We start from the raw sequence: 15,822 nt of genomic DNA on the forward strand, positions 1-15,822 counted from the left end.
ACTCAGCCCCGTGCCGGGGCCGCCGGGGCCTGCTCCGTCTCCGGCGGTTCCGGTGATTCCGGCGACCCCGGCGCCGGTGCGGGTCCCGGTGATTCCGGTGACTCCGGTGCGAGGCCGAGGGCCGCGTCCCGCGCCGCCTCCGCCTCCCGACGGAACAGGCGGAACCACATGAAGAGCACGAAGCCCACGAAGGCGAACCACTCGCCCGTGTAGCCGAGGTTCTGGAACGCCTTCAGGTCCAGCCCGCTGCCCTGCGCCGCCGTCGCCGGCACCGGCGTCAGACCCGCCGGCGACTCCGTCAGCGTGACCCACGCGTCGTACACGTCGTCCGGCACCAGGTTCACCAGCGAGGCCGCGCTGATCATGCCGACCTGCCCCGCCGGCAGCCCGCCCGCCGCGCGCACGCCCTTGGTGCCGGTGTTCTCCGACGCCTGGAGCGCGCCGGTCACCGTGACCTCGCCGGCCGGGGCCGCCGGGGCCTGACGCCCCTCCGGGAGCCAGCCGCGTACCACCGGCAGCGTCTTGCCGCCGTCCGTACGCAGCAGCGTCAGCACGTACGCACCGGTGCGGCCGTCCAGCTCGCGCCCCGGCACCAGGAACTGGGGCCCGTACCGCCCGGTCGCCGTCGCGTGGCGGCCCGAGGTCTCCTGGGTGACCGGCAGCAGCTCGTCCAGCGGCTCCGCGGTCCGCGCCGCGGCGCCCGGGTCGGGGCGCCGCTCCGCCTCCTGGTGGGACTCGACGCGGTCCTCGAACCTGCCGAGCTGCCAGGTCCCCATGAAGACGCAGAAGGGGATCGCCAGCAGGACGAAGATGTTGATCCCCCACCAGCGGGGTGTCGTCAGGAACCGGTACACCCCTCCACGGTACGGAACCCCCTCACCTCCCCGGCGGCGGGGTACCTGGGGGGTGTCTTGCCGATCTTGCCGGGCTCGCGACGCCTGGCACCGTTCCTCGCCGCGTTGTCGTCGGTCGCCGATGGCCCCCGTAGCCCTTCGGGCAACGGGGGAGGCTCCCTCCTCCGCCTTGCGAGCCGTCCCCTCGGCCCCAAGGGGCCTGGGGAGACCCCATGCACCAAACGCCGCTCACTGATCCGGCCTGATCGGCAAGACACCCCCCAGGTGCCGCGCGGCGAAGTCGAGCTCCAGCCGCACCTGCTTGATCCGCTCCTCCACCACCAGCGAGCCGTGCCCTGCGTCGTACCGGTACACCTCGTGCACCGCGCCCCGGGCCGCGAGCCGGTCGACGTAGTTGTCGATCTGGCGGATGGGGCAGCGCGGGTCGTTGACGCCCGCCGAGACGTAGACCGGCGCCCGGACCTCGTCCACGTACGTCAGCGGCGACGACGCCCGGTACCGCTCCGGCACCTCCTCCGGGGACCCGCCGAAGAGCGTGCGGTCCAGCGCCTTCAGCGCCTCCATCTCGTCCTCGTACGCCGTGACGTAGTCCGCCACCGGTACGGCGGCCAGACCCAGCGCCCACGCCTCCGGCTGCGTACCGAGCCCCAGCAGCGTGAGGTACCCGCCCCAGGAGCCGCCCGCCAGCACCAGCTTCGCGGGGTCGGCGAGGCCGGAGGCCACCGCCCACTCCCGGACCGCCGCGATGTCCTCCAGCTCGATCAGCCCGATGCGGTGCTTCAGCGCGTCCGTCCACTCGCGCCCGTAGCCGGTGGAGCCCCGGTAGTTGACGCGGACGACCGCGTACCCGTGGTCCAGCCAGGCGGCGGGCGCCGCGGCGAACGCGTCGCTGTCGTGCCACGCGGGACCGCCGTGGACCTCGAACACCGTCGGCAGCGGGCCCGTGGCACCCGCCGGGCGCTGCACGAGCGCGTGGACGCGGCCGCCGGGCCCGTCCACCCACACGTCCTCGACCGGCACGGAGGCGGGTGCCTTCAGGCCGGGCGGCTCCAGTACGACGCCGCCCGCCGTGGACCGCACCGCCGGCGGGTGCGCGGCGGAGGACCACAGGTACTCCACCGTCCCGTCCGGCCGCGCCGTCGCGCTCGACACCGACCCGGCGGGGGTCTCCACCCGCACCAGCTCGCGCGCCGCGATGTCGTACCGCCACAGATCGCTGCGCGCCTCGAAGCCGTGCACGATCAGCAGCCCGGACCCGTCCGGATACCACTCCGCCGACACGTCGCCGGGCAGGTCGAGCCCCAGCTCCGTCTCGGTCCCGGTGGCCACGTCCCACAGCATCGGCTCCCAGCGCCCGCGCCGCTGGTGCCCGACCAGCAGCCGGGTGTCCCCGTCCACCGGCGCGAAGCCCAGCACCGCGAGCCCGAGCTCCTCCGTACCGCCCTTGGTGTCGTCCAGCTCCGCCACGACCGACCCGTCCAGCCGGACCACGCGCAGCGCCGCGTGCATGGCGTCCCCGTGCTCGGTGTGCTCGATCGCGAGGAGCGTCCCGTCGCGCGACAGGTCGCCGACCCCGGCGGACTCCCGGTGCCGGTAGATCTCCACGGGCGGCCGGCCGGGCCGTATGACGTGGATGGTCGTCCCCTCGTCGTCGGTGGAGCACCCGATCACCGCCGTGCCGTCCCGCCCGATCGCCAGGCCGGCCGGGTACGACGGCTCCAGCCCCGGCGCGGCCGGCTCGTCGGCGCCGCCCTCGAACGGCTGGCGCATCCAGCGGCCGAACTCGTCGCCGTCGGTGTCGGCGAACCACCAGATCCAGGCCCCGTCCGGCGACAGCTCGCCGTCGGTGGTGCCGTTCGGGCGGTCCGTGACCTGCCGCTGCGCTCCGGTCGCGCGGTCCCAGGCGTACAGCTCGTACGTGCCGGTCGCGTTCGACACGAACAGCGCACGGTCGGGGGCGTCCTCGGCCCAGTCGGGCAGGGAGACGCGGGGGGCGCGGAACCGCAGCTCCCAGTCGGGCGTGGCGTGTGCATCCGTCATGCCCCTATCCAACCCGACGGCTCGGGGCGCGGGACACGGTGCCCGGACGTCAGCGCACGGCGGGCGGGGTGTCCTCCGTGCACAGCGCCCAGATGACGAAGACGCCGATCGCGATCGAGACCACGGCCCAGACCGGCTGGTACGGCAACCAGACGAAGTTCGCGATCACGGCGAGCGACGCCAGTGCGACACCGCTCGCCTTGGCCCACGCCGCCCCGCTGAGGATCCCGGCGCCGATGAGCGCGACGAGGATCCCGAGGACGAGGTGGATCCACCCCCACGCGCTGACGCTGAACTCGAAGACGTACTCGCCGACCCGCCCGTACACGTCGTCCTCGGCGATCCCCGCGATGCCCTGCAGCATCCCGAGCACCCCCTCCACCAGCAGCAACACCCCGGCGAACATCGCCCCGGCGGACCCCCACCCCGCCCGCCCGGTCCCCCCGCCCGGCACCCCGTCATGCCGCGCGTACGCATGCCGCTCGGTCCCCCCGACACCCCCGTGCTCCCCGTGCCCCCCGGCCCCGCCGTGCCCCGCGTGTCCCCCGGCGCCCGCGTGCCCCCCGCCGGCCCCGCCGCCAGCCTGACTCATGGCCGCCCCTCTCTCCTCCGGTAACCACCTGAGCTTCCGAGCCTGCGGGGGGCGGGGGGCGGCGTCGACCGGGGGAGTCCGACCGGGTGAGGGGTGCGCGCCGATAGGTCGCGCCTCGTTTCACGGGCGATGGGAGGAGTCGAGGTGCTCCTGGAGCACCTGAGCGATCTCGTCGACGCTGCCGTGGGCAGGAAGAACCTCGTAGGTCTCCTCGCCGTAGCTCAGCGCCAGTTCGCTGGTGAAGTGGACCAGACCAGGAGAGGGGACAAACGAGTCACGCAGCCAGGCGGCGAAGGTCGCGGCCTCGACTGCGGACGCTTGCATCACCATGACCGAGCCGATGCCGGGGACGAGTGTCGTGGCAAGCCCTTCCAGCCATACCCCGTTATCGAATGGCACTTCAAAGGACAATGCGTCGGCGGAGCGCGGGCCGAGGCCTCCACTCAAAGAGGTGGACGCCCCGGGAAACGCTTCGACAAGCCTGGCCGCAAGGTCGTCGAGCCGGAGGTGCCAAGCGGTGGCGTCGTCAACGGGCGGAGCGAAACTGAACGTGCTCCTCGGCGACTCCTGGTCCATCACAGTGTCTCCGTACGGGGCTTCTGCTGGGAAGGACCAGCTCAACCCATCTGCTCGCGCGCGGCCTTGAGGTCGTCGACCAGAAAGACGTCCTGAGACCACTGCCCAGGCCATGCGGCGAGCACGAGGTCCTTCGCACCCGCCTGGGACAGCATCGCCCGCTTCTCCGTTATGCGGGTCGCCTGGGTGACGATCCCCTTGGCGTCGACTCGTATCAAGGTCACGGTCTGACCGCGCCAAGGAAATCCGCCCTCTACTGAGCTGGTACGACGGAGGGACGAGGCATCGAACTCGGCGAACCTAGGCATGGACTGGACTCTACTGGGGGTCCACCCCTGAGGATGACGGAACGTACGGACCCGGAGGACAGCGCTCCGGGGCGACCATCGGAGGATGACGACGTTCATGCGTCGGTGATGCCGATCACCGCGCTCGGATATCCGTACCGGGTTGGCAGTGCGACCGGTGCTGGGCCAGATCCGCACGACGCTCTGGGGGAACGATGTGGCTTCCCGATCCTGGGGGACTGCTCAAGCCAGGTCCTTGCCTGCAGTCAACCGGCGAGGCCACCTCCTGGATCCCCGAAACCACTCACGGGCCCGACCCGCTCTTGCGGAAAGGCCCCTGAACTGGTGCTTCACTGTCGGGGTGGCGGGTTTTGAACCCACGACCTCTTCGTCCCTAAGCAAGTTGAGCGGGCTTTCTTCCTGGGGCTGGTGTGCTTCTCGCCTGCAGCGATGGTCCATAAGTGTGCGCGCTTGTCCGCCGCTGTGTGCTGACGTCGTCACGCAGTGAGACACTCAGCCGTGCCGCGGCTCATGTCATGGGCTGTAGAGCAGCCTGGGGGGTGAGCGGGACACGGCCGAGCACGCATCGCGGCCGGAGTCCTTAGCGAGCATGGGCGAGGCGCAGAGCCGTCACCCGGCTGTGACCCATTCATAGATGGACTTAAGTTCCTGAGAATTCGTGATAAACCATTCAGACCCGCCCGTTTCATCGTGACGGTGTCCGCGCAAGGTGAGGATGCCGTGCAGAACCCTTTCTAGTAGAGCGGCATTATCGGTCCTGATTATTGCCGCAATTTTGGGGATGTCGGGCAAGGCTGTTCGATGGGTTGCCATTCGAGCTTCCAGGGGTCCAGTGGTCATTCCGATTTTTATGGGCCACCGCCGCTCTCCGCGTGACTCGGCCAGCTCTCGGTAGACGTCGAGATAGTATGCGTATACGAGTTGCTTACCGCTTCCAACCTCTACTTCTGCAGGAGGGAGCTCCTGGTCCTCCTGCTCTTGGAAGTCGTCATTACTTAGCGTTTCACTCGTCGGGGCGGGGCTCGTTGGTGTGTACTCGGTAAGTGTCCAAATTCCATGTGCGCCGGTTGGTCGAATGATGCCCTGCGTCTCCAGCTGTTGAAGTGCTTTCTTGACCTTTGCCGTTGCCGAGGTTTTCATTGCTCGCCCCGCCGCCCTTTTCCAGGCGGCTTCTACAGCAAGCAGCAAGTCGACTCTTTTGGACGGGCCATTCGATTCTAGATATTGGACCAGGAATGCCCCTACGGCAGTCGGAGTCGGCTCAGTGTTCATTTGTGCGAGTTCGGAAAAATCCACGTAGGCATGTTGCCACTCGCGGTGACGGCTTGTACGACGATTGCCATAGGTCGGTGGGCGGCTTTGGGCTGGCCACACCCCCGGCGAATCGTGGCTCGCCCAGACCATCGCCCCGGACATCCAAGACGGCCGCCAGTTCGCCCGAGAGATCCGTGCGGACCTCGACGCGCTGGACGGCGGTGGCTGGGATGAGTGACGAGCTGCTGACCGTTCCCGAAGTCATGGCCCGGCTGAAGATCGGCCGCACCGCCGTCTACCACCTGATCCGCACTCGCCGCCTCCCCCCCCCGCTGACGATCGGGCGCAGCCGCCGCATCCCCGCCGACGGACTGCGCGAGTTCCTCGCATCCCGCTTTGAGGAGGCAGCCTGATGGCCCAGCGCCGCAGCCGAGGCGACGGCGGCCTCCACTGGGACGACAAGCGGCACGCTGGATCGCCACTGCGAGCCTCGGGTACCCGAGTGGCAAGCGGATCGTGAAGCGCGCCTGGGCGCCCGGAAGCTGCTGAGTGCGGAGGACGTGGACCGCTGGCTTGCGATCAAGGCCAAGAGTCTCAGCACGCGCATACTTCAGGCGGTTCACTCCTGCCTGAATCGCTCGGTCAAGCGGGCCATGGCACGGGACAAGGTGAACGCAACGTCGTGGAGCTGTACTCCGTACCGCAAGGCCAGCCAGGACGTCCCTCCAAGGCGCTCACCTTTGCCCAGGCTGAGGCGGTGCTGAAGGCCGCTGCCCGGGACCTCGATGCACGCTTACATCGTCGTTGCCCTCCTGACCGCACCACGTACCGAGGAGTTGCGGGCGCTGACCTGTGACCACGTTCTCCTGGAGGGCCCAGCCAGTGTGGCGCTCGGTCCGGCGCGGTGGGGATACCAAGACCCGTAAGTCCTGTCGCACGCTCGCTCTGCCGGCGCGCTGCGTCGAGGTCCTGTGGCAGAACTTCGAGGACCAGGGCTGGGAGCGGCTGGCTGCTGGCGACAAGTGGGAGGAACACAGGCTCGTCTTCTCGTCGGCAGTGGGCAAGCCACTCGACGCCACGGACGTACGACGGGCCTTCCGCCAGGCACTCCAAGGATGTGGTGTCTACCGGAAGCAGATCCGCCCCGTGATCCAGACCGGGGCCGTGGTCATGGACGGCATCTTCAAGCGAGATCCGGAGCGGTAGTCACGCAGATAGACACGCACACGAAACAAGGCCCCCCGACCACTCATGTGAGTAGTCGGGGGACCTTGTGTTTCAGCTGTCGGGGTGGCGGGATTTGAACCCACGACCTCTTCGTCCCGAACGAAGCGCGCTGCCAAGCTGCGCTACACCCCGATGTCGTCCGGTGTCCCGGCGACGTCGTTTACTTTAGCCCACCGGCGCCCGGAGACGAAATCCGGTTTTCGCGGAGCCGCGGCGTGGGCCTGATCCGGTCCAGGCCGACCAGTGCGAAGGCCAGCGCGGCGAAGGCCAGGCCCAGCATCGCCGCGTCCGTCAAGGTGGCGGCGTAGCCGTGGGCGGCGACGTCGAGGAAGGGGTACGGGTAGCGGGCCGGGGTGCCGGGGGAGAGGAGGGCGCCGCGGGTGAGGGCGAAGACGAGGTACGCCAGGGGGTAGAGGAGCCACAGGGTGGCGTGGCGGGCGCGCAGGCCGCCGGGGCGGGTGAGGAGCAGCCAGTCGAGGGCCGCCGCGATCGGCGTCACCGTGTGGAGCAGGTGGTTGGCGAGGAGGTGCCAGCCGGTTGCGGTCGACGGGCCGCCGTCCGTCATCGAGAAGCGCGCCGTGTCGCCCGCCAGCAGCAGGTGGTAGACGGTGCCGGTGATGGTGATGAAGAGCAGCGTGCCGCCCGTGACCAGCGGCGGCAGCGACTGGCGGCGGCGCGACCAGGCGCGGTGGGCCGACGCGGCGAAGACCGCCGCGACCAGCAGGTTGCTCTGGATCGTGAAGTAGCTGAGCACCCGGCCCGGACTGCCGAGGGCCAGGTCGATGGCGATTCCGGTGAGCGCGGCCAGCGCGATCAGGGCGCGGAAGGCGGCCGCGTACGGGCGGCGGACGGGAGGGACGACCGCCGATGCGGGCACATGCGTCGAAAAGGGGGCAGTCATCCCTCCACCGTAGGGGGCCTTGATCAGCACCGGCCGGGCAGGTGGTGCTGATCAGTCCCCGGCGGGCCTGGATAGGGGCCTTGATCGGCGCGGGGCTCGTGAGGTCCCGGTCGGCCCCCGCCGCCAGGGGCCTGAACAGCACCAGGCGGGACCCCCAGTGCCCCCGCTCAGTCCCGCGCCGTCAGCGTCAGCAGCGTCGCCTCCGGCGGACAGGCGAAGCGCACCGGCGTGTACCGGTTGGTGCCGCAGCCCGCCGAGACGTGGAGGTACGCGGTGTTCCCCCCGGCGCGGTGCGTGGAGAGGCCCTTGACACGGTCCGTGTCCAGGTCACAGTTGGTGACCAGTGCCCCGTAGAAGGGGATGCACAGCTGGCCGCCGTGCGTGTGGCCCGCCAGGATCAGCGGGTAGCCGTCCGCGGTGAAGGCGTCCAGGGAGCGCAGGTACGGCGCGTGCACGACCGCCAGGGAGAGGTCCGCGTCCGGTTCCGGGCCGCCGGCGACCAGGTCGTACCGGTCGCGCTTGATGTGCGGGTCGTCCAGGCCCGTGAACGCCAGCTCCAGGCCCTCCAGCTTGAGGCGGCCGCGCGTGTTGGTGAGGTTCAGCCAGCCCGCCGCGTCGAAGGCGTCGCGCATCCCCTCCCACGGGTTGTGCACGGCGCCGACGGCGGGCGCGTTGCCGTTGAGGCCGTGGCGGCCCTGGGCCTTCTCGAACAGGTAGCGGGCCGGGTTGCGCAGCTTGGGCCCGTAGTAGTCGTTGGACCCGAAGACGTACACGCCGGGGAATTCGAGGAGCGGACCGAGCGCGTCCAGGACCTCCGGTACGCCCTCGGGGTCGGAGAGGTTGTCGCCGGTGTTCACGACGAGGTCCGGGCGCAGCCCCGCCAGGGACTGGAGCCAGGCACGCTTCTTGCGCTGGCCGCTCACCATGTGGATGTCGGACACCTGGAGGATCCGCAGGTCGCGCGTGCCGGGTGGCAGTACGGGGACGGTGACCCGGCGGAGCCGGAACGAGCGTGCCTCGAAGCCGGCGGCGTAGACCAGGCCGGCCGCGCCGACCGCTGCGATTCCTGCGGTGACTTTCAGGGGGACTCCGTATCGCGCGCGCATGAGGTCATCGTCCCAGACGGAGCACCGCACGGAAATCAGCGGGCGTGCAGGTCATCGCACCTGCCACACTTGTGCGCATGACCACGCTCAAGTCCAAGCTGCAGGAAGACCTCAACGCCGCGATCAAGGAGCGCGACGAGCTGCGCTCCTCGACCCTCCGGCTCACCCTCTCCGCCATCACCAAGGAGGAGGTCTCGGGCAAGGAGAAGCGCGAGCTCTCCGACGACGAGGTGCAGAAGGTGATCGCCAAGGAGGCGAAGAAGCGGCGCGAGGCCGCCGAGGCCTTCGCGCAGGGCGGTCGCGCCGAGCAGGCCGAGCGCGAGAAGGCGGAGGGCGCCGTCCTCGACGCCTACCTGCCGCAGCAGCTGAGCGACGACGAGCTCCGGTCCATCGTGTCCCAGGCCATCGACGAGGCCAAGGCCGCCGGTGCCGAGGGCCCGCGCGCGATGGGCGCCGTCATGAAGATCGTGAACCCGAAGGTGGCCGGCCGCGCCGAGGGCGGCCGCGTCGCCGCGGTGGTCAAGCAGCTGCTCGCCGGCTGAGTTCCCCGCGCGACCCGGGCTGGCCCCCGCCCAACCCCGGCTGAGGTCCGCGCCTCACAACGGGCCCGCCCCTCACACCGCGCGGGCGCAGCGACAGCCAAAAGGGGGCGCCCACCGGTTTTCACCGGTGGGCGCCCCCTTTCGCGCACGGTCCGGCAGGCTCAGCGGTCCCAGTCCCAACCGCCGTTGCCGCCACCGTTGTTCCCCTGGCCGCCGCGTCCGTTGCCGCCGCCGATCAGGTCCGGCGGGATGGAGATGCCCGGCCACGGCGAGTGGCCTCCGCCGCCCGGCTTGGGGTCGTCGCCCGGCTTGGGCTTCCCCTTGCCGTCGGGCTTCGGCGACGGGTCCGGGATGTCGACGTGGACGAACGGCGGCGAGTCCTTGCCCTCCAGCGCGCCCGACATCGCGTCCTTCCAGATGGGGCCGGGGACCTGACCGCCGAAGACCTTCTCGTGGTACTGCCCGCCGATGGTGATGTACTCCATCTCCACCTGCTGGCTGGCGCTGCCGACCCACACCGCGCCGCTCAAATTCGGCGTGTAGCCGACGAACCACGCGTTCTTCCGGTAGTCCGTCGTACCCGTCTTACCCGCGTTGTCGCGGTCGCTGAGGCCGGCCTGCCGGCCCGTACCGGAGTCGACGACTCCGCGCAGCAGGTGGTTGATCGTGTCGGCCGTCCGCTCCGACATGGCCTTGCTGCACTCGCTCTTCGGCACGTTCAGGCTCTTGCCGTCCGCCGTCTTGATGGACTCGATGGCGATCGGCGTGCAGTACGTGCCCCGGTTGGCGAAGGCCGCGTACGCCGACGCCATCCGCAGCGGCGAGATGCCGGTGGAACCGAGGGTGAGCGGGGACGGCTCCTCGGGCAGCTTCTTGCCGTTGCCCTGGACCACGCCCAGCTTGTCGGTCATCTCGACGACCGGGCACAGACCGATGTCCTCGATCATCTGCACGAAGTACGTGTTGACCGACTTGGCCATCGCCTCCTGGAGCGCGTACGGGCCGACCTCGGACTCGTTCTCGTTCTCCAGCCGCTGCTTGTCCCCGTAGTTGACCCACGGCTTGCCGCTGCACGTCGAGATCGAGCTCGGGTACGGCATCTCGTACGGCGCCGAGTACGTCTGCGTCGGCGGCCTGCCCTGCTCTATGGCCGCCGCCGCGACGAACGGCTTGAACGTCGAACCGACCGGGAAGCCGTAGTTCGAGCCGCCCATGCGCTGGTCGACCGAGTAGTTGATCTGCGTCTCGTCCTTGCCGAAGCCGTACGGCTTGGACTGGCCCATCGCGAGGATCTTGCCGGTGCCGGGCTGGACCATCGTCACCGCCGTCGCGACCTTGTCGCTCTGGTAGACGTGTTCCGTTATCGACGCCTGCGTCGCCTTCTGCGCCTGCGGGTCGAGCGTCGTGCGGATCGTCAGACCGCCGCGGTTCCAGATCTTGTTGCGCTCCTCCCGGTCCTTCCCGAAGACAGGACTGGAGAGGAAGGCCTCGCGGACGTAGTCGCAGAAGAAGCCCGCGCCGTCGACGGCGGTGATGCAGCCGTTCTTCGGCTTGCTGACCTTCAGCTGGATCGGGGTGGCCTTCGCGCGGTCGGCCTCCGCCTGGCTGATGTCACCGACGGCCGCCATGCGCTGCAGCACGATGTTGCGGCGCTTGGTCGCCTCCTCCACGTCGTTGACGGGGTCGTAGCGGCTCGGCGACTGGACGAGGCCGGCCAGCATCGCGGCCTCCTCCAGGTTCAGGTCCTTGGCGGACTTGGAGAAGTAGCGCTTGGCCGCGGCCTCGACGCCGTACGCCTGCTGCCCGAAGAAGGTGATGTTGAGGTAGTTCTCGAGGATCTTCTTCTTCCCGAGCTCCTCCTCCACCTGGATCGCGTACTTCAGCTCCTGGATCTTGCGGCCGAGCGTCTGCTGCGTGGCCTGCGCGACCTTGTCGGGGTCGTCGCCGGCCTCCTCCACGAAGACGTTCTTCACGTACTGCTGCGTCAGCGTCGAGGCGCCCTGCGCCACACCGCCCGACTGGGCGTTGCGGTTGAGCGCGCGCAGCACGCCCTTGAGGTCGATGGCGCCGTGCTCGTAGAAGCGCGAGTCCTCGATGGCGACGATCGCCTTCTGCATGTACGGGGAGATGTCCTTGAGGTCCACGACCGTGCGGTCGCGGGAGTAGACGGTGGCGATCTGGCCACCCTCGGAGTCGAGGATCGTGGTGCGCTGGCTCAGTGGCGGCCGCTTCAGGTCGGCCGGGATCTCGTCGAATCCCTGGACCGTCCCCTTCGCCGCGAGGCCCAGCACGCCGGCGGCGGGCAGGGCGATGCCCGCCAGTACGGCTCCGGAGAGCACGCTGACACCGAGGAACTTGGCGGCCTGCTGGGTGCCGGTCAGGCCTCCGCCCGAGCGCTTCTTTGGCATGGCAGCAGCCTACGTTCTCATTCGCCGGACACGCGTATATGCCTTGGCCTAAGCTGGTCACAACTGTCACAGCAGTCGCGGATCTTTCGGCCCGACCACCGAAGGAGCCTGTACCGCCCCTCTCTTCGTGCCCTCCGGCCGCCCTCGCCGGGCGGTGTCCGTTTCCGCCGCATGCGTCAGCGGACGCCCGTTGTTGATCATCGGACATGTCATGTTGTAGGGGATGAGGGGGATATGTCCACGGGTCACTCCCCTGGGTGATCTGCCGCGTACGCATAGTCCGTTCGGGCCATTCAAGATTGGGCCCGAAGGGGGTGTTGCGCTGTGTCCACCTTCCGTAACGTCCTCAACTGGCGGCGGTGAATATGCCGCTCGCCGCCGTGGGGGAGCCTCGATTCGGGAGAGGACGGCGCCGGTATGGGCTGGGTAGCTGACTGGAGTGCGCAGGCGGCCTGCCGCACTACCGATCCGGATGAACTTTTCGTGCAGGGAGCGGCGCAGAACAGGGCCAAGGCGGTGTGCACCGGATGTCCGGTGCGGACCGAGTGCCTGGCCGACGCGCTGGACAACCGCGTCGAGTTCGGCGTGTGGGGCGGTATGACGGAGCGTGAGCGGCGCGCGCTGCTGCGTCGGCGCCCGACCGTCACCTCGTGGCGCCGGCTCCTGGAGACCGCGCGCACGGAGTACGAGCGCAGCGCGGGCATCCTGCCCGTCGCGCTGAACGACGACGAGACGTACGAGTCGTACGCCGCCGTGGGGTAGCCGCCGACAGCCCGGCTCCGGCGAGGCCCTGGCTCCCCGGCTCCGGCGAAGCCCCTCCGGCAATGCCCCACTCCAGCAAGGGCCCGACTCGGGCCAGGGCCCGGCTCAGGCGAGGGTCAGGGCCCGGCTCCGGCGAGGGCCCGCCGCCGTTAGCGCGTGCCCCCGGTCGTGCCCCCGGTCGCGTCCCTGTCCGGGTTCGCCGTCGCCAGCCGGTCACCGATGGCGCGAAGACCGGCGAGGTCGTGTACGTCGCCGGGCAGAGCGGCCACTTCCGCCACCGCCACCTCAGGGTGGAGCGCGGCGAAGCGGTCACGCGTGCGGCGCTCGCGTGCGAGCACCTGCATGCGCTCGGCGTGCAGGCGGAGCAGACCGGCCGTCACCTGGGCGACGGCGGGCGAGACCTCGACAAGGGCATCGCTGATGGGTGATGCGGGGGGCGGCTCGGGAGAGGTGGCCTCCGACGGGCTGTCGTCGTGGCCGCCACGAACACCAGTCTTCCCGTCGCCCTGATCCACAATGCGGCTCTCGTCAAGATTTTCCGCATGCTCCCCGTCCAGGACCTCCGCCGCCGCCAGCGCCCGCTCGGCCGACAGCCGTGCGGCGCCGCTCCCGTGGACCCGGTTGAGGACCAGACCGGCCAGCGGCATCTCCTCCGCCGCCAGCCGCTCCACGAAGTACGCCGCCTCGCGCAGTGCGTCCCGCTCGGGCGCGGCCACCACCAGGAAGGCCGTGCCCGGCGCCTGGAGCAGCCGGTACGTGGCGTCCGCGCGCGTACGGAACCCGCCGAACATCGTGTCCATCGCCGCCACGAAGGTCTGCACGTCGCGCAGCAGCTGGCCACCGAGCAGCTTGCCGAGGGTCCCCGTCATCATCGACATGCCGACGTTCAGGAACTTCATCCCGGCCCGGCCGCCCACCTTCGCGGGCGCCATCAGCAGCTTGATGAACGTCCCGTCCAGGAACGACCCGAGCCGCTTCGGCGCGTCCAGGAAGTCCAGCGCCGAGCGGGACGGCGGCGTGTCGACCACGATCAGGTCCCACTCGTCGCGCGCCCGCAGCTGGCCCAGCTTCTCCATCGCCATGTACTCCTGCGTGCCCGCGAAACCGGCCGACAGGGACTGGTAGAAGGGGTTGCCCAGAATCGCGCGGGCCCGCTCCGGGTCCGCGTGCGCCTCGACGATCTCGTCGAAGGTGCGCTTCATGTCCAGCATCATCGCGTGCAGCTGGCCGCCGCCTCCGATGCCGTCGACGCGCCGCGGGACGTTGTCCAGCTGGTCGATGCCCATCGACTGGGCGAGCCGGCGGGCCGGGTCGATGGTCAGCACCACCACCTTGCGGCCCCGCTCCGCCGCCCGTACGCCCAGGGCCGCCGCGGTCGTCGTCTTGCCGACGCCGCCCGCGCCGCAGCACACGATGATGCGGGTCGCCGGGTCGTCGAGGAGCGGATCGACCTCCAGGGCCGGGGCCGGGTCCAGGGCTCGGGCCTGGTTCGGAGTCATGCGGTCCCCCCAAGCTGCTCGCGTACGTCCTTGGCCAGCCGGTACAGCCCCGCGATGTCGGCGCCCTCCCCCAGGAAGGGCAGTTCGTACGTCGGGACCTGAAGCTTCGCCAGTACCTCGCGCTGCTCCCGCTCCAGCTCCACCCGGCGCGCGTGCTCGGCGGCCTGGTCGAGGAGCGGGGTGACCAGCCGGGCCGGGGCCTTCACACCCGCCGCGGCGAGCGCCTTGGCGATGTCCTTGCGGTGGTCGCCGGCGGCCGCCCGTACCGCGTGCTCGTCCAGCACGTGCGGCCGGACCATGTTGACGATGACGTTGCCGACCGGGAGCGAGGCGTCGCGCAGCTCGGCGATGCCGTCCGCGGTCTCCTGGACGGGCATCTCCTCCAGCAGGGTCACCAGGTGCACGGCCGTCTCCGGGGACTTCAGCACCCGCATCACGGCCTGCGCCTGGTTGTGTATCGGGCCGATGCGCGCGAGACCGGCCACCTCGTCGTTGACGTTCAGGAACCGGGTGATGCGGCCGGTCGGCGGGGCGTCCATGACGACGTAGTCGTACGTGAACCCGCCGTGCTTCTCCCGGCGGCGTACCGCCTCGCACGCCTTGCCCGTCAACAGGACGTCGCGTACGCCGGGGGCGATGGTGGTCGCGAAGTCGATGGCGCCGAGCTTCTTCAGCGCCCGCCCGGCCGAGCCGAGTTTGTAGAACATCTGGAGGTAGTCGAGGAGGGCGCGCTCGGCGTCTATGGCCAGCGCGTACACCTCGCCGCCGCCCGGCGCGACGGCGATCTTGCGCTCCTCGTACGGAAGCGCCTCCGTTTCGAAGAGTTGTGCGATGCCCTGTCTGCCTTCGACCTCCACGAGGAGGGTCCGCTTGCCCTCGGTCGCGAGGGCGAGCGCGAGGGCGGCGGCGACCGTCGTCTTACCGGTACCGCCCTTGCCGCTGACGACCTGGAGCCTGCTCACGCCTTCGAGCCTAACCAGTGCCCCGGCACGGCTAGCAGGAGGCTGCCCTTGGCGGCGTCGCCGTCGGTGGCAGCGGCTACAGTCGGCACCATGACCAAGTGGGAATACGCGACTGTGCCGCTTCTCGTGCACGCGACCAAGCAGATCCTGGACACCTGGGGCGAGGACGGCTGGGAGCTCGTCCAGGTCGTGCCGGGACCGAACAACCCCGAGCAGCTCGTGGCGTACTTGAAGCGGGAGAAGGCGTGACCGGCCGGGTCGAGGCGACGCTGGCCGAGCTCGGCCTGACGCTGCCGCAGGTCGTACCGCCGCTGGCGGCGTACCAGCCGGCCGTCCAGTCGGGCGTGTACGTGTACACCGCGGGCCAGCTCCCGATGGTGGAGGGCAAGCTTCCGGTCACCGGCAAGGTGGGCGGCGAGGTCACGCCCGAGGAGGCCAAGGAACTCGCGCGCATCTGCGCGCTGAACGCGCTGGCGGCCGTCAAGTCGGTCGCCGGGGACCTGGACCGCATCGCGCGCGTCGTGAAGGTCGTCGGCTTCGTCGCCTCCGCGCCGGACTTCACCGGGCAGCCGGCCGTGCTCAACGGCGCGAGCGAGCTGCTGGGCGAGGTGCTCGGCGACAAGGGCGTGCACGCGCGCAGCGCGGTGGGCGTCGCGGTGCTGCCGCTGGACGCGCCGGTCGAGGTCGAGATCCAGGTCGAGCTCGTCCAGGACTGACGGTCTGGACTGACCGGTCTGGGCTGACGGTCTGGGTTGACCGGTCTGGGACCGACCGTCTTGGACCGACCGTCT

General features: G+C 70.1%; 16 protein-coding genes, 1 tRNA gene and 1 pseudogene. 6 read left to right on the forward strand and 12 right to left on the reverse strand.

The window, feature by feature from the left end:
• Positions 1–2: 2 nt before the first annotated feature.
• The 6 genes from ACZ42X_RS11035 to ACZ42X_RS11060 all read right to left on the reverse strand — a co-directional run bounded on the left by ACZ42X_RS11035 (position 3) and on the right by ACZ42X_RS11060 (position 5,666).
• The gene (locus ACZ42X_RS11035) at positions 3–854 is read right to left on the reverse strand and encodes an SURF1 family protein (protein WP_468286938.1); all 852 of its coding nucleotides are present in this window, start codon (positions 852–854) and stop codon (positions 3–5) included.
• 228 nt (positions 855–1,082) lie between these two features.
• The gene (locus ACZ42X_RS11040) at positions 1,083–2,894 is read right to left on the reverse strand and encodes a S9 family peptidase (RefSeq protein ID WP_468286941.1); all 1,812 of its coding nucleotides are present in this window, start codon (positions 2,892–2,894) and stop codon (positions 1,083–1,085) included.
• A 49-nt stretch (positions 2,895–2,943) separates the two neighbouring features.
• A complete protein-coding gene (locus tag ACZ42X_RS11045; RefSeq protein WP_468286944.1) occupies positions 2,944–3,300 on the reverse strand; it encodes a DUF7144 family membrane protein in 357 nt (118 codons plus the stop codon).
• Positions 3,301–3,606: 306 nt separating this feature from the next.
• The gene (locus ACZ42X_RS11050; protein WP_468286947.1) at positions 3,607–4,062 is read right to left on the reverse strand and encodes a hypothetical protein; all 456 of its coding nucleotides are present in this window, start codon (positions 4,060–4,062) and stop codon (positions 3,607–3,609) included.
• 41 nt (positions 4,063–4,103) lie between these two features.
• Positions 4,104–4,286, reverse strand: a complete 183-nt coding sequence (locus ACZ42X_RS11055; RefSeq protein ID WP_468286950.1) for a hypothetical protein — start codon at positions 4,284–4,286, stop codon at positions 4,104–4,106.
• 693 nt (positions 4,287–4,979) lie between these two features.
• Positions 4,980–5,666: a GIY-YIG nuclease family protein gene (locus ACZ42X_RS11060; RefSeq protein WP_468286953.1), complete on the reverse strand. Its 687-nt coding sequence runs from the start codon at positions 5,664–5,666 to the stop codon at positions 4,980–4,982.
• 188 nt (positions 5,667–5,854) lie between these two features.
• On the opposite strand from ACZ42X_RS11060, the gene ACZ42X_RS11065 reads away from it, so the two are divergent.
• Together ACZ42X_RS11065 and ACZ42X_RS11070 are read left to right on the forward strand one after the other, a co-directional pair.
• On the forward strand, positions 5,855–6,037 hold the full coding sequence (locus ACZ42X_RS11065) for a helix-turn-helix transcriptional regulator (protein ID WP_468286955.1): 183 nt from the start codon (positions 5,855–5,857) through the stop codon (positions 6,035–6,037).
• Positions 6,037–6,830, forward strand: a pseudogene (locus tag ACZ42X_RS11070) (site-specific integrase). The gene ACZ42X_RS11065 and the pseudogene ACZ42X_RS11070 overlap by 1 nt, the downstream one beginning before the upstream one ends.
• A 79-nt stretch (positions 6,831–6,909) precedes the next feature.
• Here the strand turns inward: ACZ42X_RS11070 and ACZ42X_RS11075 are convergent.
• From ACZ42X_RS11075 to ACZ42X_RS11085, 3 genes are all read right to left on the reverse strand, one after another.
• Positions 6,910–6,983 (reverse strand) — tRNA-Pro (locus tag ACZ42X_RS11075).
• Between the two features lie 28 nt (positions 6,984–7,011).
• A complete protein-coding gene (locus tag ACZ42X_RS11080) occupies positions 7,012–7,752 on the reverse strand; it encodes a Pr6Pr family membrane protein (protein WP_468286958.1) in 741 nt (246 codons plus the stop codon).
• 167 nt (positions 7,753–7,919) lie between these two features.
• Complete coding sequence (locus ACZ42X_RS11085; RefSeq protein WP_361426036.1) at positions 7,920–8,858, reverse strand: metallophosphoesterase; 939 nt, start codon at positions 8,856–8,858, stop codon at positions 7,920–7,922.
• 77 nt (positions 8,859–8,935) lie between these two features.
• Between ACZ42X_RS11085 and ACZ42X_RS11090 the strand changes: the two genes are divergently transcribed.
• Entirely contained in the window at positions 8,936–9,400 is a 465-nt protein-coding gene (locus ACZ42X_RS11090; RefSeq protein WP_468286961.1) for a GatB/YqeY domain-containing protein, read from the forward strand.
• A gap of 161 nt (positions 9,401–9,561) precedes the next feature.
• Here ACZ42X_RS11090 and ACZ42X_RS11095 read toward each other — a convergent pair whose 3' ends face one another.
• Positions 9,562–11,808: a transglycosylase domain-containing protein gene (locus ACZ42X_RS11095; protein WP_468286964.1), complete on the reverse strand. Its 2,247-nt coding sequence runs from the start codon at positions 11,806–11,808 to the stop codon at positions 9,562–9,564.
• A 417-nt stretch (positions 11,809–12,225) separates the two neighbouring features.
• Here ACZ42X_RS11095 and ACZ42X_RS11100 point away from each other — a divergent pair, with 417 nt between their 5' ends.
• Positions 12,226–12,570 carry a WhiB family transcriptional regulator gene (locus ACZ42X_RS11100; RefSeq protein WP_355361744.1) on the forward strand — a complete coding sequence of 115 codons (345 nt, stop codon included), beginning with the start codon at positions 12,226–12,228 and terminating at the stop codon, positions 12,568–12,570.
• Positions 12,571–12,719: 149 nt separating this feature from the next.
• On the opposite strand, the gene bagB is transcribed toward ACZ42X_RS11100, so the two are convergent.
• Positions 12,720–14,069: an ATPase BagB gene (gene bagB, locus ACZ42X_RS11105; protein WP_468286968.1), complete on the reverse strand. Its 1,350-nt coding sequence runs from the start codon at positions 14,067–14,069 to the stop codon at positions 12,720–12,722.
• Complete coding sequence (bagA, locus tag ACZ42X_RS11110; RefSeq protein WP_361426023.1) at positions 14,066–15,031, reverse strand: ATPase BagA; 966 nt, start codon at positions 15,029–15,031, stop codon at positions 14,066–14,068. The genes bagB and bagA overlap by 4 nt, the downstream gene beginning before the upstream one ends.
• Positions 15,032–15,121: 90 nt before the next feature.
• On the opposite strand from bagA, the gene ACZ42X_RS11115 reads away from it, so the two are divergent.
• Together ACZ42X_RS11115 and ACZ42X_RS11120 are read left to right on the forward strand one after the other, a co-directional pair.
• Positions 15,122–15,280: a DUF4177 domain-containing protein gene (locus tag ACZ42X_RS11115; RefSeq protein WP_003967454.1), complete on the forward strand. Its 159-nt coding sequence runs from the start codon at positions 15,122–15,124 to the stop codon at positions 15,278–15,280.
• On the forward strand, positions 15,277–15,747 hold the full coding sequence (locus tag ACZ42X_RS11120) for a RidA family protein (protein ID WP_355361738.1): 471 nt from the start codon (positions 15,277–15,279) through the stop codon (positions 15,745–15,747). The genes ACZ42X_RS11115 and ACZ42X_RS11120 overlap by 4 nt, the downstream gene beginning before the upstream one ends.
• Positions 15,748–15,822: the final 75 nt, after the last annotated feature.

The sequence above is a fragment of the Streptomyces sp. NPDC030862 genome (assembly GCF_055571835.1).

What these genes read in the sequence shown, in the direction of transcription:
- ACZ42X_RS11040 (WP_468286941.1), bottom strand. Translation starts at nt 2,894, where the DNA reads ATGACGGATGCACACGCCACGCCCGACTGGGAGCTGCGGTTCCGCGCC.
- ACZ42X_RS11045 (WP_468286944.1), bottom strand. Translation starts at nt 3,300, where the DNA reads ATGTTCGCCGGGGTGTTGCTGCTGGTGGAGGGGGTGCTCGGGATGCTG.
- ACZ42X_RS11050 (WP_468286947.1), bottom strand. Translation starts at nt 4,062, where the DNA reads ATGGACCAGGAGTCGCCGAGGAGCACGTTCAGTTTCGCTCCGCCCGTT.
- ACZ42X_RS11065 (WP_468286955.1), top strand. Translation starts at nt 5,855, where the DNA reads ATGAGTGACGAGCTGCTGACCGTTCCCGAAGTCATGGCCCGGCTGAAG.
- ACZ42X_RS11080 (WP_468286958.1), bottom strand. Translation starts at nt 7,752, where the DNA reads ATGACTGCCCCCTTTTCGACGCATGTGCCCGCATCGGCGGTCGTCCCT.
- ACZ42X_RS11085 (WP_361426036.1), bottom strand. Translation starts at nt 8,858, where the DNA reads ATGCGCGCGCGATACGGAGTCCCCCTGAAAGTCACCGCAGGAATCGCA.
- ACZ42X_RS11090 (WP_468286961.1), top strand. Translation starts at nt 8,936, where the DNA reads ATGACCACGCTCAAGTCCAAGCTGCAGGAAGACCTCAACGCCGCGATC.
- ACZ42X_RS11095 (WP_468286964.1), bottom strand. Translation starts at nt 11,808, where the DNA reads ATGCCAAAGAAGCGCTCGGGCGGAGGCCTGACCGGCACCCAGCAGGCC.
- ACZ42X_RS11100 (WP_355361744.1), top strand. Translation starts at nt 12,226, where the DNA reads ATGGGCTGGGTAGCTGACTGGAGTGCGCAGGCGGCCTGCCGCACTACC.
- bagB (WP_468286968.1), bottom strand. Translation starts at nt 14,069, where the DNA reads ATGACTCCGAACCAGGCCCGAGCCCTGGACCCGGCCCCGGCCCTGGAG.
- ACZ42X_RS11115 (WP_003967454.1), top strand. Translation starts at nt 15,122, where the DNA reads ATGACCAAGTGGGAATACGCGACTGTGCCGCTTCTCGTGCACGCGACC.